Origin of the sequence: Streptomyces sp. NBC_01352 (genome assembly GCF_036237295.1) — a bacterium.
Taxonomy (GTDB): Bacteria; Actinomycetota; Actinomycetes; order Streptomycetales; family Streptomycetaceae; genus Streptomyces; species Streptomyces plumbiresistens.
On record NZ_CP108354.1, the window covers coordinates 6,263,547 to 6,286,733 of the forward strand.

General features: G+C 70.7%; 23 protein-coding genes. 12 read left to right on the forward strand and 11 right to left on the reverse strand.

All coding sequences use genetic code 11. The features are described from left to right. Window positions 1–103: 103 nt before the first annotated feature. The 5 genes from OG252_RS29240 (at window position 104) to OG252_RS29260 (ending at window position 4,489) form a co-directional block, all read left to right on the forward strand. Window positions 104–865: a DeoR/GlpR family DNA-binding transcription regulator gene (locus OG252_RS29240; protein WP_266438126.1), complete on the forward strand. Its 762-nt coding sequence runs from the start codon at window positions 104–106 to the stop codon at window positions 863–865. Beyond that, window positions 862–1,809, forward strand: coding sequence for a 1-phosphofructokinase (gene pfkB / locus OG252_RS29245; RefSeq protein WP_266438129.1), 948 nt, complete (start codon window positions 862–864; stop codon window positions 1,807–1,809). The genes OG252_RS29240 and pfkB overlap by 4 nt, the downstream gene beginning before the upstream one ends. After that, window positions 1,806–2,069 (forward strand): hypothetical protein, encoded by a 264-nt coding sequence (locus tag OG252_RS29250; RefSeq protein WP_329339834.1) that lies wholly within the window; start codon window positions 1,806–1,808, stop codon window positions 2,067–2,069. The genes pfkB and OG252_RS29250 overlap by 4 nt, the downstream gene beginning before the upstream one ends. After that, window positions 2,066–4,138 carry a PTS fructose transporter subunit IIABC gene (locus OG252_RS29255; RefSeq protein ID WP_329339836.1) on the forward strand — a complete coding sequence of 691 codons (2,073 nt, stop codon included), beginning with the start codon at window positions 2,066–2,068 and terminating at the stop codon, window positions 4,136–4,138. The genes OG252_RS29250 and OG252_RS29255 overlap by 4 nt, the downstream gene beginning before the upstream one ends. A gap of 99 nt (window positions 4,139–4,237) precedes the next feature. Further along, window positions 4,238–4,489: a hypothetical protein gene (locus OG252_RS29260; RefSeq protein ID WP_266438136.1), complete on the forward strand. Its 252-nt coding sequence runs from the start codon at window positions 4,238–4,240 to the stop codon at window positions 4,487–4,489. A 73-nt stretch (window positions 4,490–4,562) separates the two neighbouring features. Here the strand turns inward: OG252_RS29260 and OG252_RS29265 are convergent, their stop codons facing one another. The 4 genes from OG252_RS29265 to OG252_RS29280 all read right to left on the reverse strand — a co-directional run bounded on the left by OG252_RS29265 (window position 4,563) and on the right by OG252_RS29280 (window position 9,228). Continuing rightward, the gene (locus OG252_RS29265; protein WP_329339839.1) at window positions 4,563–5,309 is read right to left on the reverse strand and encodes a DUF6227 family protein; all 747 of its coding nucleotides are present in this window, start codon (window positions 5,307–5,309) and stop codon (window positions 4,563–4,565) included. Between the two features lie 187 nt (window positions 5,310–5,496). Continuing rightward, entirely contained in the window at window positions 5,497–6,717 is a 1,221-nt protein-coding gene (locus tag OG252_RS29270; RefSeq protein WP_329339841.1) for a L,D-transpeptidase, read from the reverse strand. Window positions 6,718–6,848: 131 nt separating this feature from the next. Then, on the reverse strand, window positions 6,849–7,877 hold the full coding sequence (locus OG252_RS29275) for a P1 family peptidase (RefSeq protein ID WP_266438143.1): 1,029 nt from the start codon (window positions 7,875–7,877) through the stop codon (window positions 6,849–6,851). A gap of 118 nt (window positions 7,878–7,995) precedes the next feature. After that, the gene (locus OG252_RS29280; protein WP_329339843.1) at window positions 7,996–9,228 is read right to left on the reverse strand and encodes a low temperature requirement protein A; all 1,233 of its coding nucleotides are present in this window, start codon (window positions 9,226–9,228) and stop codon (window positions 7,996–7,998) included. A gap of 93 nt (window positions 9,229–9,321) precedes the next feature. Between OG252_RS29280 and OG252_RS29285 the strand changes: the two genes are divergently transcribed. Further along, window positions 9,322–9,498, forward strand: coding sequence for a hypothetical protein (locus tag OG252_RS29285; RefSeq protein WP_266438146.1), 177 nt, complete (start codon window positions 9,322–9,324; stop codon window positions 9,496–9,498). Window positions 9,499–9,533: 35 nt separating this feature from the next. Here the strand turns inward: OG252_RS29285 and mscL are convergent, their stop codons facing one another. The 6 genes from mscL to OG252_RS29315 form a co-directional block, all read right to left on the reverse strand. Beyond that, window positions 9,534–9,998, reverse strand: a complete 465-nt coding sequence (gene mscL, locus OG252_RS29290) for a large conductance mechanosensitive channel protein MscL (protein WP_266438148.1) — start codon at window positions 9,996–9,998, stop codon at window positions 9,534–9,536. A gap of 138 nt (window positions 9,999–10,136) precedes the next feature. Beyond that, window positions 10,137–10,739: a hypothetical protein gene (locus OG252_RS29295; protein WP_329339846.1), complete on the reverse strand. Its 603-nt coding sequence runs from the start codon at window positions 10,737–10,739 to the stop codon at window positions 10,137–10,139. A 156-nt stretch (window positions 10,740–10,895) separates the two neighbouring features. Beyond that, window positions 10,896–11,729, reverse strand: a complete 834-nt coding sequence (locus OG252_RS29300) for an S-methyl-5'-thioadenosine phosphorylase (RefSeq protein WP_266438152.1) — start codon at window positions 11,727–11,729, stop codon at window positions 10,896–10,898. A gap of 147 nt (window positions 11,730–11,876) precedes the next feature. Then, window positions 11,877–12,212: an FmdB family zinc ribbon protein gene (locus OG252_RS29305; RefSeq protein WP_307675405.1), complete on the reverse strand. Its 336-nt coding sequence runs from the start codon at window positions 12,210–12,212 to the stop codon at window positions 11,877–11,879. 67 nt (window positions 12,213–12,279) lie between these two features. Beyond that, complete coding sequence (locus tag OG252_RS29310) at window positions 12,280–13,542, reverse strand: MFS transporter (RefSeq protein ID WP_329339851.1); 1,263 nt, start codon at window positions 13,540–13,542, stop codon at window positions 12,280–12,282. Between the two features lie 274 nt (window positions 13,543–13,816). After that, complete coding sequence (locus OG252_RS29315) at window positions 13,817–15,355, reverse strand: potassium/proton antiporter (protein WP_266438161.1); 1,539 nt, start codon at window positions 15,353–15,355, stop codon at window positions 13,817–13,819. Between the two features lie 239 nt (window positions 15,356–15,594). On the opposite strand from OG252_RS29315, the gene OG252_RS29320 reads away from it, so the two are divergent. Further along, entirely contained in the window at window positions 15,595–18,372 is a 2,778-nt protein-coding gene (locus OG252_RS29320) for a penicillin acylase family protein (RefSeq protein ID WP_329339853.1), read from the forward strand. A 53-nt stretch (window positions 18,373–18,425) separates the two neighbouring features. Here OG252_RS29320 and OG252_RS29325 read toward each other — a convergent pair whose 3' ends face one another. Then, window positions 18,426–19,010 carry a 5-formyltetrahydrofolate cyclo-ligase gene (locus OG252_RS29325; RefSeq protein WP_329339854.1) on the reverse strand — a complete coding sequence of 195 codons (585 nt, stop codon included), beginning with the start codon at window positions 19,008–19,010 and terminating at the stop codon, window positions 18,426–18,428. 132 nt (window positions 19,011–19,142) lie between these two features. Here OG252_RS29325 and galU point away from each other — a divergent pair, with 132 nt between their 5' ends. The 5 genes from galU to OG252_RS29350 all read left to right on the forward strand — a co-directional run bounded on the left by galU (window position 19,143) and on the right by OG252_RS29350 (window position 23,109). Continuing rightward, the gene (gene galU / locus OG252_RS29330; protein ID WP_266438166.1) at window positions 19,143–20,045 is read left to right on the forward strand and encodes a UTP--glucose-1-phosphate uridylyltransferase GalU; all 903 of its coding nucleotides are present in this window, start codon (window positions 19,143–19,145) and stop codon (window positions 20,043–20,045) included. Window positions 20,046–20,050: 5 nt separating this feature from the next. Then, complete coding sequence (glp, locus tag OG252_RS29335) at window positions 20,051–21,373, forward strand: molybdotransferase-like divisome protein Glp (protein WP_329339855.1); 1,323 nt, start codon at window positions 20,051–20,053, stop codon at window positions 21,371–21,373. A gap of 85 nt (window positions 21,374–21,458) precedes the next feature. Further along, a complete protein-coding gene (gene moaC, locus OG252_RS29340) occupies window positions 21,459–21,971 on the forward strand; it encodes a cyclic pyranopterin monophosphate synthase MoaC (RefSeq protein ID WP_266438171.1) in 513 nt (170 codons plus the stop codon). After that, the gene (locus OG252_RS29345) at window positions 21,968–22,474 is read left to right on the forward strand and encodes a MogA/MoaB family molybdenum cofactor biosynthesis protein (protein ID WP_329339857.1); all 507 of its coding nucleotides are present in this window, start codon (window positions 21,968–21,970) and stop codon (window positions 22,472–22,474) included. The genes moaC and OG252_RS29345 overlap by 4 nt, the downstream gene beginning before the upstream one ends. A 20-nt stretch (window positions 22,475–22,494) precedes the next feature. Further along, window positions 22,495–23,109 (forward strand): GNAT family N-acetyltransferase, encoded by a 615-nt coding sequence (locus tag OG252_RS29350; protein WP_266438176.1) that lies wholly within the window; start codon window positions 22,495–22,497, stop codon window positions 23,107–23,109. The last annotated feature ends 78 nt before the right edge of the window (window positions 23,110–23,187 follow it).

Here is a 23,187-nt window from a genome sequence, read left to right on the forward strand (position 1 = left end):
CGTTCATGCCCGAATCACGTCCGAACCTGTTTACTTTCCGGAAATCCGGGCGTAGCCTCCGAGCGAAACCACAAGTTCGGGCACAGGTGGGAGGCGAACGGGCATGTACGCACCGGAGCGGCAGCAGGAGATCCTCCGCCTCGCCCGCGACGGCGGCCGCGTGGACGTACTGTCGCTGGCCGAACAGTTCCAGGTCACTGCGGAGACGATCCGCCGCGACCTGAAGGCCCTCGACCGCGCCGGCCTCCTGCGCCGGGTGCACGGCGGCGCCATCCCGGCCGGCCGCCTCGACTTCGAGCCGGACCTCGCCGAACGCGAGACCACGGCGGCCGACGAGAAGGACCACATCGCCAAGGCGGCCGTCGCGGAACTGCCGACCGAGGGCACGATGGTCCTCGACGCCGGTACGACCGTGGCGCGGCTGGCCGGCGCGATCCCCCTGGAGGCGGCGCTCACCGTCGTCACGCACTCCCTGCCGATCGCCGCCCGCCTCGCGGACCACCCCGGCATCCAGCTCCACCTCGTCGGAGGACGCGTACGGCACCGTACGCGCGCCGCCGTGGACGCCTGGGCGCTGCGGGCGTACGGCGAGATCCGCGCCGACGTCCTCTTCGTGGCGGCCAACGGCTTCTCCGCCGAGCACGGCCTGACCACCCCCGACCTCGCCGAGGCCGCGGTGAAGCGGGCGGCGATCGCCGCGGCCCGCCGTGTGGTGCTGCTCGCCGACTCCTCCAAGCACGGCCAGGAGCACTTCGCCCGCTTCGGCGACCTGAGCGACGTGGACCTGCTGATCACCGACAGCGGGCTGAGCCCCGAAGACGCCACCGCGATCGAGCGCGGCGGCACGGAAGTAGTGCGCGCATGATCCTCACCGTCACCCCGAACCCGTCTTTGGACCGCACCTACGAGGTCCCGTCGCTCGACCGTGGCGAGGTCATCCGCGCCACCGGCGAGCGCATGGACCCGGGCGGCAAGGGCGTGAACGTCTCGCGGGCCGTCTCGGCCGCCGGACAGCGCACGGTCGCGATCCTGCCCCTCGGCGGTGCGCCGGGCGCGCTCGTCGCCGACCTGCTGGACGCGCAGGGCATCGAGGTCGCGCCGGTGCCGATCGCCGGAGCCACCCGCTCGAACATCGCGCTCGCGGAGTCGGACGGAGTGCTCACGAAGATCAACGCGCCGGGACCCGAACTGTCGGTGGAGGAGCAGGAGCTCCTCCTGGAGACGGTGCGCGCGCAGTCACGGGACGCGGACTGGATCGCCTGCTGCGGAAGCCTGCCCCGAGGGCTCGCGCCCGAGTGGTACGCCGAGCTGGTCGCGCGGGCGCACGCCGCCGGCGCGCGGATCGCGCTGGACACCTCCGGGCCCGCGCTGCTCGCCGCGCTGCGCGAGCGGCCCGACGTGGTGAAGCCCAACGCCGAGGAGCTCGCGGAAGCCGTCGGGCGGCCCCTGTCCACGGTGGGCGACGCGGTGAAGGCGGCCGAGGAGTTGCGCGAGAGGGGCGCGCGCGCCGTCCTCGCGAGCCTGGGCGCCGACGGACAGCTGCTCGTGAACGACGCGGGCGCCTGGTTCGGCAGCGCACAGGTGGCCGCCGTACGCAGCAATGTGGGCGCCGGCGACTCCTCCCTCGCCGGATTCCTGATCGCCGGCGGCAGCGGGCCCAAGGCGCTCGCCTCGGCGGTCGCGCACGGCGCCGCGGCCGTCCAGCTGCCCGGCAGCGTGATGCCGACGCCGTCCGACCTGGACCCGGCGGCCGTGACGGTCACGGCCGAGGTACCGGTGGACCGCGTACTGAAGGAGCCGGTGTCATGACCAGCTGCGTGTCCTCCGGCGTCGTCACTGGTGCCCTCACCGGCGTCCTCACCGGACCGGCCGTGAAGCGGCGAGGCTCCCCGTTACTCGCCGCGGCCGAAGGGAGGCAGGGCCACCTGAGCCGGCCCGCCGCCCGGAGGGGGCGGGGCTTCCCCGGTCCCGCCTCCTCCACCAACCCCACGAACCCCCACTGCATCCCCGTCCCCGCCCCCGCCCACCACATCCCCCGGGCGATACGCGTGCGAAGGAGCCCGCGATGAGCGAGATGATCACCGCGGACCTGGTCGACCTCGACCTGTCCGCCGACACCAAAGAAGCGGCGGCGCGTGCCCTCGCCGAGCGCATGGTCGCCCTGGGCCGGGTGACCGACCTGGAGGGCTTCCTCGCCGACGTGGCCGCCCGCGAGGCACAGATGCCGACCGGCCTCGACGGCGGCATCGGCATCCCGCACTGCCGCAGCGAGCACGTCACCGAGCCGACGCTCGCCTTCGGGCGCAGCGCCGCCGGCATCGACTTCGGCGCGGCCGACGGCCCCGCCGACCTGATCTTCCTGATCGCCGCCCCCGCGGGCGCCGACGACGCCCACCTGACGATCCTGTCCTCGCTGGCCCGGCAGCTCATGAACGCCGAGTTCACCGACGCGCTGCGCTCGGCCGGCGACGCGGCGGGCGCGGCGGCCCTGATCCGCGGGGACGAGCCCGAGGCGGCCGAGGCCGCCTCCGCAGACTCCGTGGCGGCGCCGGCGGCGGCCTCCGCCGGCGCCGCCACGGGCAGCGACGACGCCGGGGACACCGGAGCAACCGGGGACACCGGAGCAGGCGAAGAGCGCCCGTTCCGTATCGTCGCCGTCACCTCCTGCCCCACCGGCATCGCCCACACCTACATGGCCGCCGAGTCGCTGGAGAACGCGGGCCGCGAGGCGGGCGTCGAACTCGTCGTCGAGACGCAGGGCTCGGCCGGCTTCACCCGGCTCGACCCGGCGGTGATCGCGGCGGCGGACGGCGTGATCTTCGCCCACGACGTGCCCGTACGGGAGAAGGACCGCTTCGCCGGCAAGCCGACCGTCGACGTCGGCGTCAAGGCCGGCATCAACAAGCCCGCCGAACTCATCGCCGACGTGCGCGGCAGGGCCGAGCGCGGCGAGGTCACCGCGGCCGGCAAGGGCGGTACGCCCGTCGAGCGGGCCGGTGAGTCCGGCGACAACTACGGCACCAAGCTCCGCAAGTGGCTGATGACCGGCGTCAGTTACATGGTCCCGTTCGTCGCCGCGGGCGGTCTGCTGATCGCTCTCGGATTCGCCATCGGCGGCTGGGAGATCAACAAGGCGCCCTCGGTCATGGAGCACTTCTCCTGGACCCAGGTCGACAGCTGGGCCGCCCTGATGTTCCAGATCGGCGGGGTCGCCTTCGGCTTCCTCATCCCGGTCCTCGCCGGATACATCGCGTACGGCATGGCGGACCGGCCCGGTCTCGTCCCCGGCTTCGTCGGCGGAATGATCTCCTCGCAGATCGCCGCGGGCTTCCTGGGCGGCCTGGTCGCCGGTCTGCTGGCGGGCGGTGTCGTCCTCGCGATCCAGCGGATCAAGATCCCGCCGGTGCTGCGCGGCATCATGCCGGTGGTGGTGATCCCGCTGATCTCCTCGATCGTCGTCGGCTTCCTGATGTTCGTCGTGGTCGGCAAGCCCATCGCCGAGGCCCAGAAGGGCATGACGGACTGGCTCTCCGGCCTCTCCGGCTCCAACGCGATCCTGCTCGGCATCCTGCTCGGCCTGATGATGTGCTTCGACCTCGGCGGCCCCGTCAACAAGGTCGCGTACGCCTTCGCCACGGCCGGTATCGCCGTCGCGGACCCCAGCGACTCCGCGATGAAGGTCATGGCCGCCGTGATGGCCGCGGGCATGGTCCCGCCGCTGGGCATGGCGCTGGCGACCACCCTCCGCAAGAAGCTCTTCACGCCGACCGAGCGCGAGAACGGCAAGGCCGCCTGGGTCCTGGGCGCCTCCTTCATCTCGGAGGGCGCGATCCCGTTCGCCGCGGCGGACCCGCTGCGCGTCATCCCGGCCTCGATGGCGGGCGGCGCGGTCACCGGCGCCCTGTCGATGGCCTTCGGCGCCACGCTCCGCGCCCCGCACGGCGGCATCTTCGTGGTCCCGCTGATCGGCCACGCCTTCCTCTACCTGATCGCCATCGCGGCGGGCGTGTGTGTGACGACGGCGCTGGTCGTCGTACTGAAGAGCATGCGCAAGGCACCGGAAGCCGTGGCCGCCGAGGCGGATCGGAGCGGCTCGGCCACGCCGTCGGCGGAGCGGAAGCAGCCGGTCGCGGCCTAGCAACACAGCCCTTTGGGATGCTGTGAGTTGTTCACGGCACATGCGAGATACGTCACGGTCCGGGACTTCGGTCCCGGACCGTGGTGTCTACTGGAACGCATGCCTGAGCACGTCTCGGTCTACCAGCTGCTTGGTATGACCTTCCTCGTCCTGGTGGCCGTCGCATGGGTGGCCGGCCTGGTCTTCATGCTGCGCCGCGGCCGCGTCGAGGCGGCCCTGTGGCGGGCCCAGGGCCTGCCCGGACTGCCGCACCAGCGGCGGGTGGGCCCGCAGCGGGAGGCAGTGGAACTGACCCCGGCGGAAGCGGACGCGTTCGCGGGACTGGTACGACGGCTCAGCGCCGGCCGCTGACCCGCGCTCGGACCGCTCGGCGGAGCTGATCCGGAGTCCCGCTCAGGTGACTCCGCCCCTCAGGTGACTCCGCTCAGGAGACCTGCGTCGCCCGTCGCTCCATGGCGTCCCTGGCCGCGTCCTCGCTGACGTACACCTCGCACATGTGCCGCCCGTCCGGCGTCGCCGTGTGCTCGACCTCCCAGAGGGAGACCTCCGCTCCGTCACGCAGCAGGAACGCGTGCTCGTAGAGCGCGAAGGACAGGCCGGCCCGGCCGGTGCGGCTGGGGCGCCCGAAGGCCTGCGTGATCTGGTGCGCGAACGCGGTGCTCAGCAGCGCGGCCGTCTCCGCGTCCGGCCGGTCCGTGTTCTCCGCCCGGCGCAGCACCCGGCGCGCGTGGTCCGCCGAGTCGTCGGGCAGATACGCGTGCCGCGGCGTGGGGATCGGCGACAGCTGCACCATCACCGGCAGTTCGAAGTCCGGAGCGTCCGCCGGCAGGGGCAGGCGCGCGGTGGCGGCGCGCAGCTCCTCCTCGTCCACATACACCTCGTGCTGCGGGGCGCTGCCCGGGGCGGTGTTGTGGACGAGCTCCCACAGCGTGAGCGCCGAGCCGTCGGCGAGCAGCCAGGTGTGGCGGTACGTCTCGCGGTGCAGCCCCGCGCTGTGGTGCGCGGAGTGCAGCGAACTGTCGTGGGCCAGCGCGCAGTCCAGCCGCTGGATCGTCTCGTCGGGCAGCTCGAAGGAGTTCAGGGCACGGCCGAGGAGCCGCGCGAGATGCTCCTCCGGAGACTCGGGCGACTCGGGTGGTTCGTACGCTGCCGTCTCGTACGGAACGCTCAAGGTTTCTCCCGGCGTTGCTGCATGTCACCTTGTGGGTGCATACCGTAGCCCCTCGGTCGGACATCATGTCCGGGAACCGAGAAAACGTACGCCCGAAAAACGCGCGGGCCGCGGGGAAAGTTCCCACGCGGCCCGATCATTCGTCAAAAAGTGCCGGTCAGACGCTACTTGCGGCGACGGGCCGCGCTCACTCGGCGCTCCCCGCCACCCACTCGTTCCACGCCATGTTCCAGCCGTTCAACCCGTTGTCGGGCGAGACCGTCTTGTCCGGGGAGTTCTTGACGATCACGACGTCCCCGAGGATCGAGTTGTCGTAGAACCACTTGGCCGGAGTGTCACCCTGTGCGCCCTGCACGTCCTGGAGGCCGACGCAGCCGTGGCTGGTGCCCTCGCGACCGAAGGGCGGGTTGCCCTTGTTGTACCAGTAGTTGCCGTGGATGAAGGTCCCCGACTGGGTCAGCCGCATCGCGTGCGGCACGTCCGGGATGTCGTACGCGTTGTCGAGGCCGACCGTCCTGCTGTCCATCCGCAGCTTCGTGAACTTCTCGGAGATCACCATCTGCCCGTTGTACGTGGTGAACTCCGGGCTGCCCGCCGAGATCGGCACCGACCTGAGCGTCTTGCCGTCCCGCACGACCGTCATGGTCTGCTTGCTCACGTCCACCGTGGAGACCTGTGAGCGCCCGATCGTGAAGCTGACCGTCTTCTTCTGCACCCCGTAGACGCCGTTCGCGCCCTCGACCCCGTCCAGGTCGATCTTCATCGTGACCTTGGAGCCGGCCTTCCAGTACTCCTCGGGCCGGAAGTCGAGGCGCTGCGCCCCGAACCAGTGCCCGACCACCTCCTGCCCGGTGTCCGACGACACCGTGATGTGGGACTGCACGGCCTTCTTGTCGCTGATCGCCTTGTCGAAGTTGAACGACACCGGCATCCCGACACCGACCGTCGTCCCCTCGTCCGGCGTGTACGTCCCGATGAAGCTGTTCGCCGGGCTGACGGTGGTGAAGGCCGATTCGGCGGCCGTGGCCCGCCCGTTCGCGTCCTTCGCCCTCGCCGTTATCTCGTACTTCGTCCCCCGCTCCAGCTGCTCCTTCGGCTTCCAGCTGACTCCGTCGGCGGATATCGCCCCCGGTACGGCCGTCCCGGCGTCCGCCACCGTCATCTTCACGTCCGTCAGCTTCCCGTCGCTGACCTGCACTCCGGTCGTGTTGATAGACGCACCGGTCGAGCCGTTTTTGGCCGAGATGGATATCTTCGCCGCCGAGGCCGTGGCGGAGTCCCCGCCGCCCTTGCTGTCGTCCTTCCCGGCATCGGTGCCGCCACCGCACGCGGTGAGGGTGAGGGCGCCGACCATCAGGGCGGCACAGGCCCCGAGTACGCGCCGCGCTGCTTTGTCCGGCGTTGTCACGAGCTGCTCCAGGTTCAGGTGGTGTGTTCGATCCGCTCCGGTCCGTGGAGAAAGAGGGGATCGGTCGGTGGTCGGGTTCCCACACACCGCCGTGAACGCCATCACGTGACAGAACCAGGACACATTTCGCGTCACCGGCCCCCGTACAACTCCTCGTACGACGGCCACACCCCGCCCGGCCCGTCCACCGACTCGGCGGCGCGTACGGCCCGCACGACCGCGCGGGTCACCACGTCCGCGGCCGCCTCGAGGATCTCGTTCAGCGGGAGGGGGCGCTCGGTGTCGAGCGGGCGGGCCCCGGTCGCCAGCGCGAACACCGTGTCGCCGTCGTGCAGCAGATGCACCGGCCGTACGGCCCGCGCGATGCCGTCGTGGGCCGTGCCGGCCACCTTCTGCGCCTGCGCCTTCGACAGGTCCGCGTCGGTGGCGACCACCGCGAGCGTGGTGTTGAGCGGGGGAGGCGCGCTCTTCGCCGCGAGGTCGGCGAGGCGCAGGCGGGCGGCGTCGTGCACGCGCGGCTCCGGGTAGGTCACCCGCCCCTGGAACAACTCCCCGTACAGCACCCCCGTTTCCGGATCCGTCACCGATCCCGCCGCGTTGGCCACCACCAGCGCGGCCACCGTGATCCCCGAATCGAGGACGATGCTCGCGGTGCCCACGCCGCCCTTCATCGGCCCGGCCGCGGCGCCCGTACCCGCGCCCACGCATCCCTCCCGCACCCGTGCGCCGGGCTCGCTCGCCGCGGCCGCCTCGACAGCCGCCCGGCCGGTGGCCGCGTCCGGCCTGGCCCGGAAGTCGCCGCCGCGCCCCAGGTCGAAGACACAGGCGGCCGGCACCACCGGCACGACATGCGCCGGGTCCGGACCCACCCGCACCCCGCGCCGCTGCTCCTCCAGCCAGGCCATCACCCCGGACGCCGCGTCGAGCCCGTACGCGCTGCCCCCGGTCAGCACGATCGCGTCGACCTTCTGCACCACGTTGCGCGGGTCGAGGGCGTCGGTCTCCTTGGTGCCGGGTCCGCCGCCCCGCACGTCCACGGCGGCCACGGCGCCGCCGTCCGGGGCGAGCACGACCGTGGTGCCGGTGAGCCAACCGTCGCCGGTGCGGGTGGCGTGCCCCACGCGCACACCGGCGACGTCCGTCAGTGCGTCAACTGTCATGGGGCCAGTGTCGTCCAGGTAGCGGGCCCGGTCCCGGCTCCGTCACGCCACCGGGCCTGGTTCCGGTTCGGTTGCGGTTGCGGTTCCGGTTCCGGCTCCGGCTCTGGCTCCAGTGACGTCAGACCACCGGGGCCGCCTGTCTGCTGCCCCCACTCTCCCCGCTGTCCCCACTGTCCTCGTTCTCCTGGGCGGCCATCCGCGCCGTCAGCGTCGTGCCGACCGCCACCGCGCCCGCCATGACGACGCCTGCCGCGAGCACTGCCCAGTCGCCCAGGAAGCTGCAGCAGATCACCAACAGTGCCGTGGTCGGCAGGACCAGTTGCTGGGCCGTGCCCACCTTGAAGTGGCGCGCGTGCAGCGCCCAGACGGTGAGCAGGAAGAGGGCCGTCGGCAGCGTCACGGCCGCCGACGCCGCGAGCGTGGAGATGTGCGCCTTGCCGATCGCCTGCTCGACCGCGACCTCGAGGCCGGCGCCGATCGCCGCGGCCGAGGCGAAGACCAGGTAGTGGCCGTAGCCCCACACGAACGCCTGCTTGCTGGAGCGCAGATGGCCGTGGATGGGCACCACGAAGTAGATCCACCAGGCGGCGAAGATGATCAGCAGACCGCCGGCTGCGATCGGGACCAGCTCGTCCAGCACGTCGCTCTCGTCGAAGCCGGACTTCACGGCGACCGTGGCCGCGGCGATGGTCTCACCGAGCACGATGATCGTGAACAGCCCGTACCGCTCCGCGATGTGGTGCGGATGCCAGGTCGTCGGGTGGTCCTTCTCGGCGTAGAGCGGCACACACATTTCTAGAACCGCCATGACCAGGAACACCCAGGGCCGACCCCCCTCGGGCAGGACCAGCAGTCCCAGCCAGCCGACCTGGCAGAGCAGCACGCCACCGGCGTACCGCAGGGCCATCGTTCGCTCCGCGCCCTCGCTCGACCGGGCCACCCGCAGCCACTGTGCCGTCAGGGCGAGCCGCATGATCACGTAGCCGACCAGGATGGCCAGGAACTCGTGGTCCTCGAACGCCCGGGAGACCCCGGCCGCGAGCACCAGGACACCGGCGATCTGGACCAGGGTCACGACCCGGTACAGGGCGTCGTCGTTGTCGTACGCCGAGGCGAACCAGGTGAAGTTCATCCACGCCCACCAGATGGCGAAGAAGACCATCGCGTAGTTGAGGATGCCCTCGGCGGCGTGCGCCTCCGCCACGGAGTGCACCAGTTGGATGCCCGCCTGGGCGATCGCGACGACGAAACACAGGTCGAAGAAGAGCTCGAGCGCCGAGGCGGCCCGGTGCGCCTCGTCGCGGCCGCGGGCGGTGAGCTTGCGCAAGGGGCCCTGGGAACTGGAAGTCATGAGACCCAGCACAGCAGATAGCGCGCCGCTTTTCTTGTGAACGGATTCACAACCCGGCGAGGGTCCGAAGTCCCGGGGCCGTACCCTGGACGCATGACCACCGCCCCCGAGCCTGAGCCGCGCGAGCCGAAGCCCGCGCTGATCTTCGACGACCCGCTGGACCAGCAGTCCTCGGACGACACGGACCAGGGGTGGGGCGAGCGACCCGGCACCGACAGCGCGGCCGACCTGAGGCGCTTCCTCGACGAGAAGCCGCCGCACCACCTGTGAGCCGGGCGGGCCACAGCCCGCCCGCCGCACCGCCGTTACTGCTCGTCGTGGCCCGAGCCGCGTTGCCGCTGCTGTGCGAGCAGCGCGTCGCGGATCTCCTTGAGCACCTCCAGCTCGGTCAGCTCCACGACCTCCTGCGCGCCCTCCTTCGCCTTCCTGCGTGCCTCCTGCCGTGCCAGGTACTTCGACATGGGCAGGACCATCAGGAAGTAGACGACGGCCGCGGTGATCACGAACGTGAGCGTCGCGCCGAGGACCGAGCCCCACAGGATCTGGATGCCCTCCTCGCCCTGGCAGTTGTCGCTCAGGCAGGAGCTGTAGCTGTCGAGGTTCTTGGTGCCGATCGCTCCGACCAGAGGGTTGATGAGCCCCTTCACCACCGAGTTGACGATGTTGGTGAAGGCGGCGCCGATGACGACCGCCACTGCCAGATCGACAACGTTCCCGCGCATCAGGAAGGTCTTGAAGCCTTCCAGGACGCTCGGCTTCTTCTCGCTCACGTAGGGGACTCTCCTCGCACGCACAGGTTGTGGAACAAACAGCTCCGCAACCTACGTCAGGACAAGGCAACCGTGTCCAATTGGGCAGCTCCAACGAGGGACTTGACGGGAATGCGGGCAGGGCGGCAAGCGCGCGGCTCAGCACAGCGTCACCGCCAGCCGGGCCGTCGTGCTCGCGCCGGCGAGGCTCGCCGCGGTGGAGCGCGGCACCGAGAGCACGACCAGCGCCCCGCCCTCGGTCGCGCCGTCCAGCGGCTCCGGCACCTTCGTCACCCGCGCCCCGCGCGCGACCACCCGCGCGTCGCCTCCGGTCGCCGTCTCCTCGGCGGCGATGACGTCCACCCGGTCGCCGGGCCGCAGCAGCCGGACCGTGGCCCCGTCGGCGATCCGTACCGGCGCCGTCACGGTCTGCACGGCACGGCGTTCCCGTACGGGATCGGCCTGCGGATGCCCGCGGGTCCGCTCCGTGTCGCGCGGGCCCGCCGCCACGAGCGCGGCCGCGGTGACGGCCAGGCCGACCGCCACGGCCCGCCTCCGCTGCCGTACGAGCCGCCGCAGCTGATAGCGCCCGCCGCGAACCCGCACGGGGGCGAAGTGCGGTACCTCGCACGTGGGGGGAGCGTCCGTGCCGAGCGGACGCGGGGAGACGAGAGAGGAGAAAGGAGAGGAAGAGGAGGAGACGGGAGAGGAGGGAGAGGGAGAGGAAGGAGAAGGGGAGGAGGGAGAAGGGGCGTAGGGCATGGGAACCACCACCTGCGACGAGGGATCGGCTTGCGATGCCACGATGAGGCTTCGCGCGGATTCCCGCTGAGGCCGGTGCGCTACTGGCGGGTTGTGGACAACTCCCTCACCCGAACGAGAAGTTCCGCCGCTGCGACGCGGCCGCCGCCCCCTGCGCTACGGCAGCGCGAACCCCGGATCCATCCCGCCCAGCGCGTTCGTGCACAGGCAGTCCCGCTCCTCGATCGAGGGAAGCGCGGCCACCGCGTCGAACAGCACGCCCCGCAAGCGGTCCACGTTGGCCGCGAACACCCGCAGCACCTCGTCGTGGGAGACGCCCTCACCGGTCTCGGCGCCGGCGTCGAGGTCCGTGACCAGGGTCATCGACGTGTAGCAGAGCTCGAGTTCACGGGCGAGAGAGGCTTCCGGATGGCCGGTCATGCCCACCACCGACCAGCCCTGTGCCTGGTGCCACAACGATTCGGCGCGGGTCGAGAAGCGCGGCCCCTCGATCACCACCAGCGTGCCGCCGTCCACCGGCTCCCAGTCCTGTCCGCGGGCCGCCTTCAGCGCGGCCGCCCGCCCGGTCGGGCAGTAGGGGTCGGCCAGGGACACGTGCACCACGTTCGGCACCGCGCCGTCCGGCAGCGGCAGCCCGTCGAAGTACGTGCCGGCCCGGGACTTCGTACGGTCGACCAGTTGGTCCGGCACCAGCAGCGTGCCCGGCCCGTACTCCGGGCGCAGACCGCCCACCGCACACGGGCCGAGGACCTGGCGCACGCCGACCGACCTGAGCGCCCACAGGTTGGCGCGGTAGTTGATCCGGTGCGGCGGCAGATGGTGGCCGCGGCCGTGCCGGGGCAGGAAGGCGACGCGCCGGCCGGCCACCTCGCCGAGGAAGAGGGAGTCGCTGGGCGGCCCGTAGGGGGTGTCCACCTGGATCTCGGTCACATCGTCGAGGAACGAATAGAAGCCGGAGCCGCCGATTACGCCGATCTCTGCGTTCGCCATGACCAGCACACTAACCGGCGTCGTCGGGGACCGGAGCACGGGTTCGGGAACCCGGAGCACGGGGTCGGGAACCCAGGGCACGGGTTCGGGAACAACGAGAACCCCGCCGTCGTACGAGGGCGGGGTTTCGTGAGCGAGCTGTACGCCTTACGCGGCCGAGCTGCTGCTGGACGAGGTGCCGGTGCTCGACGGCTTCGAGTCCGAGGACGACGAAGAAGACGAGGACGAGGTCGAGGCGGACGAGTCGGACTTCGAGTCCGAGGACGTCGACGACTTCGCGGATGCCGGCGCGCTGCTCGACGACGAGCCGCGGCTGTCGTTGCGATAGAAGCCGGAGCCCTTGAAGACGATGCCCACCGCGGAGAACACCTTCTTCAGGCGTCCACTGCAGCTGGGGCACTGGGTAAGGGCGTCGTCGGTGAACTTCTGCACCGCCTCGAGGCCCTCGCCGCACTCGGTGCACTGGTACTGGTAGGTGGGCACTGTCTTCCTCCTGGCACTCTCACTCAATGAGTGCTAACGAGGGTCCATAGTGACGTATTCCCGAGGATCAGTCCACTGCCACCGGCACGCGGTGACCGACGCCACGTGCGACGGTGCGGCTGTGCGGCCGCACCGCGAGGTGTGAGCGCAGCGCCAGCACGGTCGCCAGGGCGAGCAGCGTGCCACCCATCGGCACCAGGAACCCGGCGCCCTCCCGGAAGCCGTCCTCCAGCTGTCCGGCGACCGTGACGCCCGCCGCCTGGCCGAGCGCGACCGCGCCGGTCAGCCAGGTGAAGGCCTCGGTGCGGGCGCCGGCCGGAACCAGGCCCTCGACCAGGGTGTAGCCGGTGATCAGGGCGGGCGCGATGCACATCCCCACGAGCAGACCGAGGCCGGCCAGGACGAGCACCGAGTCGGCGGCCCACAGGCCGGACGCGGTCAGCGCGAGGGCGACGTACCCGACGACCAGGCGCCGCTGCGGGGCGACCTTCCAGGCGACGGCGCCGCAGACCAGGCCGGAGAGCATGTTGCCCGCGGCGAAGGTGCCGTACAGGACGCCGTTCATGCCCGGTTCGCCGATCGACTCGGAGAACGCGGCCAGCGAGACCTGCATACCGCCGAAGACGGAACCGATGCCGAGGAAGGCCACGATCAGGACCCGCACCCCGGGGATGCGCAGTGCGGAACCGTGCTCCACGCGTGCGTGCCCGTCGACGGCGACCGGCGGCTGTGTGCTCTTCTGCGCGGCGAACAGCAGACCGCCGATCAGTGTGAGCGATGCCTCGGTCACCAGGCCCGCGGCCGGGTGGACGGCCGTGCACAGAGCGGTGGCCAGCAGCGGGCCGACGACGAAGGTCAGCTCGTCGGTGACGGACTCGAACGCGGCCGCGGTGGACATCAGGATTGAGTCCTTGAGCTTCACGCCCCAGCGGGCCCGCACCATGGGGCCGATCTGCGGCTGCGAGGCGCCTGTGGGTACGGCGGCGACGAGCAGCGCCCACAGAGGCGCGTGGGACAGCGCGAGCACGGTCAGGACCAGGCCGGACAGCGAGTGCACGAGCACGCCCGGGACGAGTACGGCGCGCTGTCCGTAGCGGTCGGCGAGCCGGCCGGTGTAGGGCGCGAACAGTGCCATGGAGACACCGGTGACGGCCGCGGCGGCGCCGGCCGAGCCGTACGAACCGGTGGTGTGCTGCACGAGCAGCACGATGGAGACGGTGAGCATCCCGAACGGCTGGCGTGCCGCGAAGCCGGGGAGCAGGAACGTCCAGGCGCCGCGCGTGCGCAGCAGTTGCCCGTAGCCGGGACGGGAGGTGACCGTGGATGCCACGGCCCGTGCCTTTCTGCCGCCTGGTAGCGCGGCCCCCATTGTCCGGGGCGGCACCGAGAGCTGTCCTCTTGCGCCGACTGCGGTAGATGCCGTCGCCCACTGCGGGGGCGCCCCGGCCGCCATACGGTCGCGCCAGCACTGCGTCAGGCAGAGGTGGTTCGATCGGAATGCGCCTTCATCATACAGGGATCAAGCCTGGTGGGCCTGTGAAAACGAGCACCATGAGTGCGTTCACCTGCGATGGGCGGGGGTGTGAACCGTGTGAAACGCGCCCTTAACGTCCGGTGTCGTCGCCGTCGGTGCCCAGCCACCCGGCCAGCTTGCCGCCGTGTCCCACGGCGCGCAGCCGCCGTTCGGCCGCGTCCCGGACCGGATCGGTGGCGACCACGAGGAGCTCGTCGCCCCGTCGCAGCACGGTGGTGGGCAGCGGAACGAACGATTTTCCCTCGCGTACGACCAGGGTGACCGCGGCCCCGGCCGGCAGACGCAGCTCGGCGACCTCGACGCCGTGCATCTTCGACCCCGTGGGGATCGCGACGGACAGCAGGTGTCCGCTCAGCCGCTCCAGGGGAGCCGACTCGATGCCGAGGTCGGCGGCCTCCGCGTCCCCGCCCAGACTCAGCTTGCGGGCGAGCCACGGCAGGGTCGGCCCTTGGACGAGGGTGTAGACGACGACCAGGACGAAGACCAGGTTGAAGATCCGGCGGCTGGCCTCGACGCCCTCCACCATGGGGATCGTCGCGAGAACGATGGGCACGGCGCCGCGCAGTCCGGCCCAGGACATGAGGGTCTGCTCCTGCCACGGCACCCGGAACGGCGTGAGGCAGAGCACCACGCTCAGCGGGCGGGCCACCATCGTCAGGACCAGTCCGATGGCCAGCGCGGGCAGGATGTCGTCGCCCAGCTCGTGCGGGGTGACCAGCAGGCCGAGCAGGACGAACATGCCGATCTGGGCGATCCAGCCGAGCCCGTCGGCGAACCCGCGGGTGGCGGGCCAGTGCGGCAGCTTCGCGTTGCCCATCGCCATCGAGGCGAGGTAGACGGCGAGGAAGCCGCTGCCGTGCGCCATCGCGCCCGCCGCGTACGCCGTGACGGCGATCGCCATGACGGCGATCGGGTAGAGGCCGGAGGCGGGCAGCGCCACGTGCCTGAGGCCCCAGGAGCCCAGCCAGCCCACCGCGATGCCGATGGCGGCGCCGATGGCCAGTTCGAGGACTATCTTGCCGATCAGCAGGTACCAGTGCTCGACCGGGCCCGCGGTGGAGAAGGAGACCACCAGGATGACCACGGGAGCGTCGTTGAAGCCGGACTCGGCCTCCAGGGTGCCCGTCACGCGCGCGGGGAGGGGAATCTTCCGCAGCACCGAGAAGACCGCCGCGGCGTCCGTCGAGGACACCACCGCGCCGATGATGAGCGCCTGGCGCCATTCCAGGTCGATCAGATAGTGCGCGGCCGTCGCGGTGACCCCCACGCTCACCGCGACCCCCACCAGCGCCAGCGCGGAGGCGGCCGGCAGGGCCGGCTTGATCTCCTTCCACTTCGTGCCGAGGCCGCCCTCGGCCAGGATCACGACGAGGGCCGCGTATCCGATGACCTGGGTGAGTTCGGCGTTGTTGAAGTGGATGTCGCCGATGCCGTCCTGGCCCATGGCGATGCCGATCCCCAGGTACACGAGCAGGCTGGGGAGCCCGCTGCGCGAGGAGATCCGGACCGCTGCCACGGCGACGAGCAGGACGAGCGAGCAGACGAGCAGGAGCTGGTTGAGGTCGTGGACAGTCAGCGGCCGTTCCCTTCCCTGGCTTCCGCGCTTCACGCGCGCGGGAGCTCACGTACATAGGACACGAAGCGGCGGTTCTCCGCACCCAAGTACTTCGTTACCTTACCTAACTCTTGACGATTTCTTGACGCTCCCCGAGGTGTGAGCGAACGTTCGTCCGTTCTGGTTCCCGACTCCGCGTCAAGGGCCCCTGGGTGCTGCGCCTATGGTTGCTCCAGCGTTCAGTCAAAAGCACAGCCCGCCCTGCCGCTCGCGTTAGGACAGCAAGGACAGCGATGCCCCCCAACACCACCGCCTCTTCGGGCCAGAAGCCCGGCAAGTCCGGCAGGAAAAAGGGGCGCAAAGCCCGCCTGTTCGTCCTCGTGCTGGTGCTGGCCATCATCGGAGGCGTCGCCTACGGGGCGTACTGGTCCGTCAGCACCGTCCGTGCCTCCTTCCCGCAGACGGCGGGCTCGATCACGCTCGAGGGCCTGTCGGGGCCGGTCGAGGTGAAGCGCGACGGCTACGGCATCCCGCAGATCTACGCCGACTCCGACGCGGACCTGTTCATGGCGCAGGGCTACGTCCAGGCGCAGGACCGGTTCTACGAGATGGACGTGCGCCGACACATGACCTCCGGGCGCCTGTCGGAGATGTTCGGCAAGGGCCAGGTCAAGAACGACGAGTTCCTGCGCACCCTGGGCTGGGACCGGGTCGCCAAGGAGGAGTACGACAAGACGCTGTCGGCGTCCACGAAGAACTACCTCCAGGCGTACGCCAAGGGAGTCAACGCCTACCTCCAGGGCAAGGACGGCAAGGAGATCTCCCTGGAGTACGCGGCCCTCGGTTTCGAGAACGACTACAAGCCCGAGGCGTGGACCCCGGTCGACTCGGTCGCGTGGCTGAAGGCCATGGCCTGGGACCTGCGCGGCAACATGCAGGACGAGATCGACCGCGCCCTGATGACCACCCGCCTCGGCCCCCAGCAGATCGCCGACCTGTACCCGCAGTACCCGTACAGCCGGAACCGGACGATCGTCCAGCAGGGCCAGTACGACGAGCTCACCGGGACCTTCGAGGGAAGCGGCGGCACGTCCGGCGACGAGACCTCCACGAGCGGCGCCGGCGGCACCGCGACGGGCACCCAGTCGTCCACGGCCGGCTCCGCCCTGGAGAGCCAGCTGTCGGGCCTCCAGAACGTCCTGGACGACGTCCCCACGGCCGTCGGCGTGAACGGCAACGGCATCGGCTCGAACTCCTGGGTGGTGGCCGGGAAGTACACCATCACCGGCAAGCCGCTGCTGGCCAACGACCCGCACCTGTCGGCCTCGCTGCCGTCCGTCTGGTACCAGATGGGCCTGCACTGCCGCACCGTCTCCAGCAAGTGCCAGTACGACGTCAGCGGCTACACCTTCGCCGGAATGCCCGGCGTGATAATCGGCCACAACCAGGACATCGCCTGGGGCATGACCAACTCCGGTGTCGACGTCACCGACCTCTACCTGGAGAAGCTCTCCGGCGACGGCTACCTGTACGACGGCAAGGTGAAGCCCTTCACCACCCGCGAGGAGACCATCAAGGTCGCCGGCGGCGAGTCCAAGAAGATCGTCGTCCGCGAGACCAACAACGGACCCCTGCTGTCCGACCGTAACGACGAGCTGGTGAAGGTCGGCAAGAAGGCCACCGTCGGCACCTCCGCACCCGACCGCGGAGACGGCTACGGCATCGCGCTGCGCTGGACCGCGCTGGATCCGGGCACCTCCATGGACGCCGTCTTCGCGATGGACAAGGCGAGCGACTGGACCGGCTTCCGCAAGGCCGCCGCCCTGTTCGACGTGCCCTCGCAGAACCTGGTCTACGCCGACACCGAGGACAACATCGGCTACACGCTGCCCGGGAAGATCCCCACGCGCGCGAAGGGCGACGACGGCTCCATCCCGGCGCCGGGCTGGGACTCCAAGTACGAGTGGACCGGCTACATCAAGCAGGACGAGCTGCCCTACGAGTACAACCCGGAACGCGGCTACATCGTCACCGCCAACCAGGCCGTGATCGACAAGGACAAGTACCCCTACACGCTCACCACGGACTGGGGCTACGGCACCCGCAGCCAGCGCATCACCGACCTGATCGAGTCGAAGATCAAGGGCGGCGGCAAGATCTCGACCGACGACATGCGCCAGATGCAGCTCGACAACAGCAGCGAGATCGCCAAGCTGCTGGTGCCCAAGCTGCTGAAGATCAACGTCGACGACCCCGACGTCCGCGAGGCCCAGGAACTCCTCGAGGGCTGGGACTACACCCAGGACGCCGACTCGGCGGCGGCCGCGTACTTCAACTCGGTCTGGCGCAACATCCTCAAGCTCGCCTTCGGCAACAAGCTGCCCAAGGAGCTGCGGGTCGAGGGACAGTGCCTGTGGGTCGATCCGGTCAGCACCACCGCACCCGTCGACGAGACCGGCAAGGTGCTCGAGTGCGGTCAGCGTGACGCCGACGATGCGCAGCCCGACGGCGGCGACCGCTGGTTCGAGGTGGTCCGCAACCTGATGGACGACGAGAAGAGCGACTGGTGGACGACGCCCGAGTCGCGCAACCGCATCGGCGCCGCCAAGAACCGCGACAAGCTGTTCGAGCGCGCCATGATCGACGCCCGCTGGGAGCTGACCGCCAAGCTCGGCAAGGACATCGACACCTGGAGCTGGGGCCGGCTGCACCGCCTGTTCCTGAAGAACCAGACCCTGGGCACCGACGGCCCCGGTTTCCTGCAGTACATGCTCAACCGCGGCCCCTGGAAGCTCGGCGGCGGCGAGGCGGCGGTCAACGCGACCGGCTGGAACGCGGCCGGCGGCTACGACGTCGTCTGGGTGCCGTCGATGCGCATGGTGGTCAACCTCGACGACCTCGACAAGTCGAAGTGGATCAACCTCACCGGCGCCTCCGGGCACGCCTACAGCGCCCACTACATCGACCAGACGGGCAAGTGGGTCAAGGGTGAACTGCTGGACTGGTCCTTCTCGTCCAAGGCGGTCGACGACAACACGAGCGACACGCTGGAACTGAAGCCGAGCGGCTGACGCGACATCGTCCGAACGGCCCTCCACGCGCGCGTGGAGGGCCGTTCCGCGTTTCAGGAACCGTGCCGGAAGCGCCGCACCCCCGACGGCGTCACCACCGCGTCCACCGGCCGGTCGTGCGCCTCGGCGGGCACGCGCTCGACGACCTCGGAGTCGTACAGCAGCACCACCAGCGCGGGATGTACGCCCACGCGCTCCAGACGGGCGAGCACACGGTCGTACGACCCCCCGCCGCGCCCCAGACGCATCCCGCGCGCGTCGACCGCCAGGCCCGGCAGCAGCACGGCGTCGGCCAAGGCCACTCCGTCCGGGCCCAGACGCTGCCCGGTGGGCTCGAAGAGGGCCATCTTCGAGCCGTGTTGGACGCGCGCGAGGGAGCCCTCCCCGGTGTACGCCCCCCAGTCCAGGTCGTTGTCCGGGAGGAGCGCCGGAAGCAGGACCCGCACGCCCCGCGCGCGCAGCGCGTCCAGCAGCGCGAGCGTCCCGGGTTCGCTCCCCACGGAGACGTACGCCGCCACCGTGCGCGCCCGCGCCAGCTCGGGCAGCTCCAGCGCCCGCCCGGCCAGCGCGACGGCGGCTTCCCGCACGTCATCGGCCGTCAACCTGTTCCTCACAGCGAGGATCTCTTGCCGCAACATACGCTTGTCAGGCTCGGCCGGACGTTCGACGGGACTCAAAGGTTGCACCCGTATCCTTCCAATACGCTCATATGAGAGCCAATTAACCGGAGCCTCAGATTCCCTGCAAAGACACCGGATAAGGTTGCGGGCATGACTCAGTCGCACCCTCGGATCAGCAAGGCTGTCATTCCCGCAGCAGGTCTCGGCACCCGGTTCCTGCCGGCCACCAAGGCCACTCCCAAGGAGATGCTGCCGGTCGTCGACAAGCCGGCGATCCAGTACGTGGTCGAGGAGGCCGTGTCCGCCGGCCTCGACGACGTCCTCATGATCACAGGCCGCAACAAGCGCCCCCTCGAGGACCACTTCGACCGCAACTACGAGCTTGAATCGGCTCTTCAGAAGAAGGGCGACGCCGACCGGCTCGCCAAGGTGCAGGAGTCCAGCGACCTCGCCACCATGCACTACGTCCGCCAGGGCGACCCCAAGGGCCTCGGCCACGCAGTGCTGTGCGCCGCCCCGCACGTCGGCCACGAGCCCTTCGCGGTCCTCCTCGGCGACGACCTGATCGACCCGCGCGACCCGCTGCTCAAGCGGATGGTCGAGGTCCAGGAGCAGCACGGCGGCAGCGTCATCGCCCTCATGGAGGTCGCCCCCGAGCAGATCCACCTCTACGGCTCCGCGGCCGTGGAGGAGACCGAGGACAGCGACGTCGTCAAGGTGAGTGGCCTGGTCGAGAAGCCCGACCCGGCGGACGCCCCGTCCAACTACGCGGTCATCGGCCGCTACGTCCTCGACCCGCACATCTTCGACATACTCCGCAAGACCGAGCCCGGCCGCGGCGGCGAGATCCAGCTCACCGACGCCCTCCAGCAGCTCGCCGAGGACGAGAAGGTCGGCGGCCCCGTGCACGGCGTCGTCTTCAAGGGCCGCCGCTATGACACCGGCGACCGCGGCGACTACCTGCGTGCCATTGTCAGACTCGCATGCGAACGTGAGGACCTGGGCCCGGACTTCCGGACCTGGCTTCGCAGTTACGTAGCCGAGGAGATGTAGCAACGTTGAGCAGCGCCGCGCCCCGCACCACCGGCCAGGACCAGCTGTGGTCGGTGGACGAGCACCTGGACGACATCCTCGCGACCGTCCGCCCCCTCGAACCCATCGAGCTGCAACTCCTCGACGCCCAGGGCTGCGTCCTGGTCGAGGACGTCACGGTGCCGGTCTCCCTGCCGCCGTTCGACAACAGCTCCATGGACGGGTACGCGGTGCGGGTCGCGGATGTCGCGGGCGCGAGCGAGGAGTTCCCGGCGGCCCTGGAGGTCGTCGGGGACGTCGCGGCGGGCCAGGCCGACCTGCTGCACGTGGGGCCCGGCCAGGCCGCCCGCATCATGACGGGCGCCCCGCTGCCGCCCGGCGCCGAGACCGTCGTTCCCGTGGAGTGGACCGACGGCGGCCTCGGCGAGGGCCCGGTGACCGGGATGCGCGCCCGCGCCCTGTCACCCGACGGCGCCGAGGGACACGTGCAGGTGTACCGGCCGGCCGAGGCACGCGCGCACGTGCGCGCCAAGGGCAGTGACGTGCGGGCCGGGGACCGCGCCCTGGAAGCGGGCACCGTCCTCGGCCCGCCGCAGATCGCGCTGCTCGCCGCGATCGGCCGCGCCACCGTACGCGTACGCCCGCGCCCGCGCGTGGTCGTCATGTCCACCGGCAGCGAACTCGTCCAGCCCGGCGGGGAACTCGGCAGCGGCCAGATCTACGACTCCAACAGCTTCGCCCTCACCGCCGCCGCCATCGACGCCGGCGCCATCGCCTACCGGGTCGGCGCCGTGGCCGACGACGCCGTGACGCTCCGGTCGACGATCGAGGACCAGCTCGTCCGCGCCGACCTCATGGTCACCACGGGCGGCGTGAGCGTCGGGGCGTACGACGTCGTCAAGGAGGCGCTGTCGTACGTCGGCGACGAGGACGAGCCCGGCAGCGGCATCGAGTTCCGCAAGCTGGCCATGCAGCCCGGCAAGCCCCAGGGCTTCGGCTCCATCGGCCCCGACCACACACCGCTGCTGGCCCTGCCCGGCAACCCCGTGTCGTCGTACGTCTCCTTCGAGTTGTTCGTCCGCCCCGCGATCCGCACCCTGATGGGGCTCGACGACGTCCACCGGCCGACCACGACGGCGACCCTCACCACCGGCAAGGCGCTGACCTCCCCGAAGGGCCGCCGGCAGTTCCTGCGCGGGACGTACGCCGACGGCGCGGTCACCCCCGTCGGCGGCGCCGGATCGCACCTGGTGGCGGCCCTCGCGCACGCGGACGCGCTGATCGTCGTCCCCGAGGACGTGGAGTCCGTGGAGCCCGGCACCGAGGTCGAGGTCGTCCTGCTCGGCTGAGCACTCCAGGTTGGCGGTACCGTGTCGCGCACAGCAGGCCCACGCGCCGCACCGCGCCGGGCCCGGACCGGGAGCGCCACACAGCATGACAGTGCCTTCCCGGGGGGAGACCCCCGGACCTTCTGCGCAGGACCGACTGACCCATATCGACGAGGCGGGCGCGGCCCGCATGGTCGACGTGTCCGGGAAGGACGTGACCGCGCGCACCGCCCGCGCCAGCGGCCGCGTCCTGGTCTCGCCCCGCGTGATCGAGCTGCTGCGCGGCGAGGGCGTCCCCAAGGGCGACGCCCTGGCCACCGCGCGGATCGCGGGCATCATGGGCGCCAAGCGCACCCCTGATCTGATCCCGCTGTGCCACCCCTTGTCGGTGTCCGGTGTGAAACTGGACCTGAGAGTCGCGGACGACGCCGTGGAGATCCTGGCCACGGTGAAGACGACGGACCGCACGGGCGTCGAGATGGAAGCCCTCACCGCCGTCTCCGTCGCCGCGCTCACCGTGATCGACATGATCAAGGCGGTCGACAAGGGAGCGGTCATCACGGACGTCAGGGTGGAAGAGAAGACGGGCGGCAAGTCGGGCGACTGGAGCCGGGCATGACGTATCGCGCCCTCGTGGTCACCGCATCCAACCGGGCCGCCGCCGGGGTCTACCAGGACAAGGGCGGCCCGCTGATCGCCGACGGCCTCAAGGGCTTCGGCTTCACCGTCGAGGGCCCGCAGGTCGTGCCCGACGGCGACCCCGTGGAGGCCGCCCTGCGCGCCGGCGTCGACGCGGGGTACGACGTGATCGTCACCACCGGCGGCACCGGCATCTCACCCACCGACCGCACCCCCGAGGCGACCCGCCGGGTCATCGACCACGAGGTGCCGGGCATCGCGGAGGCCATCCGGGCGTTCGGACGGGAGAAGGTGCCGACGGCGGTGCTCTCCCGGGGCCTGGCCGGAGTGGCCGGGCGGACCTTGATCGTCAACCTGCCGGGTTCTTCCGGCGGGGTGAAGGACGGACTGGCCGTCCTGGAGCCCCTGCTGGCGCACGCCGTCGACCAGATCCGCGGCGGCGATCACCCCAGACCCGCCGCCAGTAGTGGGGGTGCGAGCTGAACAGCCCATCCTGGCCCGTCGTGCTCGTGGACGGCGATGTCGTCCTGAGGCCGATAAAGATGCGCGACCAGCGGGCCTGGCGCGAGGTCAACCGGCGCAACCGGGACTGGCTGCGGCCCTGGGAGGCGACGATCCCGCCGCCCACGCCCAGCGGGCCCATCGCGCACCGGCCGACCTACCGCCAGATGGTCCGGCATCTGCGGGCCGAGGCGAACGCGGGCCGGATGCTCCCGTTCGTCATCGAGTACCAGGGACGGTTGGTCGGACAGCTGACCGTCGCCGGAATCACCTGGGGCTCGATGTGCTCGGGCCATGTCGGTTACTGGGTCGACGAGTCGGTGGCCGGCCGCGGAGTGATGCCGACGTCCGTGGCACTCGTCGTGGACCACTGTTTCCGAGCCGTCGGACTGCACCGCATCGAGGTCTGTATTCGCCCCGAGAACGGGCCCAGTCGCCGGGTCGTGGAGAAACTCGGATTCCGCGAGGAGGGGCTGCGTCCGCGCTATCTCCACATCGACGGCGCCTGGCGCGACCACCTCGTCTTCGCACTCACCGCGGAAGAGGTGCCCGACGGGTTGCTGAGGCGCTGGCAGCGGGCACGATCCAGGAGCACGCCCCACGACAATCCCGCATAGCCGGGAAATTGAATAAGTGTTCGAAATTGATCGGCGGATGACCGCCTCGGGGCGTTGAATTCGCTACCTGGACGACCT

What these genes read in the sequence shown, in the direction of transcription:
- OG252_RS29240 (WP_266438126.1), top strand. Translation starts at nt 104, where the DNA reads ATGTACGCACCGGAGCGGCAGCAGGAGATCCTCCGCCTCGCCCGCGAC.
- pfkB (WP_266438129.1), top strand. Translation starts at nt 862, where the DNA reads ATGATCCTCACCGTCACCCCGAACCCGTCTTTGGACCGCACCTACGAG.
- OG252_RS29250 (WP_329339834.1), top strand. Translation starts at nt 1,806, where the DNA reads ATGACCAGCTGCGTGTCCTCCGGCGTCGTCACTGGTGCCCTCACCGGC.
- OG252_RS29255 (WP_329339836.1), top strand. Translation starts at nt 2,066, where the DNA reads ATGAGCGAGATGATCACCGCGGACCTGGTCGACCTCGACCTGTCCGCC.
- OG252_RS29260 (WP_266438136.1), top strand. Translation starts at nt 4,238, where the DNA reads ATGCCTGAGCACGTCTCGGTCTACCAGCTGCTTGGTATGACCTTCCTC.
- OG252_RS29275 (WP_266438143.1), bottom strand. Translation starts at nt 7,877, where the DNA reads ATGACAGTTGACGCACTGACGGACGTCGCCGGTGTGCGCGTGGGGCAC.
- OG252_RS29280 (WP_329339843.1), bottom strand. Translation starts at nt 9,228, where the DNA reads ATGACTTCCAGTTCCCAGGGCCCCTTGCGCAAGCTCACCGCCCGCGGC.
- OG252_RS29285 (WP_266438146.1), top strand. Translation starts at nt 9,322, where the DNA reads ATGACCACCGCCCCCGAGCCTGAGCCGCGCGAGCCGAAGCCCGCGCTG.
- OG252_RS29295 (WP_329339846.1), bottom strand. Translation starts at nt 10,739, where the DNA reads ATGCCCTACGCCCCTTCTCCCTCCTCCCCTTCTCCTTCCTCTCCCTCT.
- OG252_RS29300 (WP_266438152.1), bottom strand. Translation starts at nt 11,729, where the DNA reads ATGGCGAACGCAGAGATCGGCGTAATCGGCGGCTCCGGCTTCTATTCG.
- OG252_RS29320 (WP_329339853.1), top strand. Translation starts at nt 15,595, where the DNA reads ATGCCCCCCAACACCACCGCCTCTTCGGGCCAGAAGCCCGGCAAGTCC.
- OG252_RS29325 (WP_329339854.1), bottom strand. Translation starts at nt 19,010, where the DNA reads ATGTTGCGGCAAGAGATCCTCGCTGTGAGGAACAGGTTGACGGCCGAT.
- galU (WP_266438166.1), top strand. Translation starts at nt 19,143, where the DNA reads ATGACTCAGTCGCACCCTCGGATCAGCAAGGCTGTCATTCCCGCAGCA.
- moaC (WP_266438171.1), top strand. Translation starts at nt 21,459, where the DNA reads ATGACAGTGCCTTCCCGGGGGGAGACCCCCGGACCTTCTGCGCAGGAC.
- OG252_RS29345 (WP_329339857.1), top strand. Translation starts at nt 21,968, where the DNA reads ATGACGTATCGCGCCCTCGTGGTCACCGCATCCAACCGGGCCGCCGCC.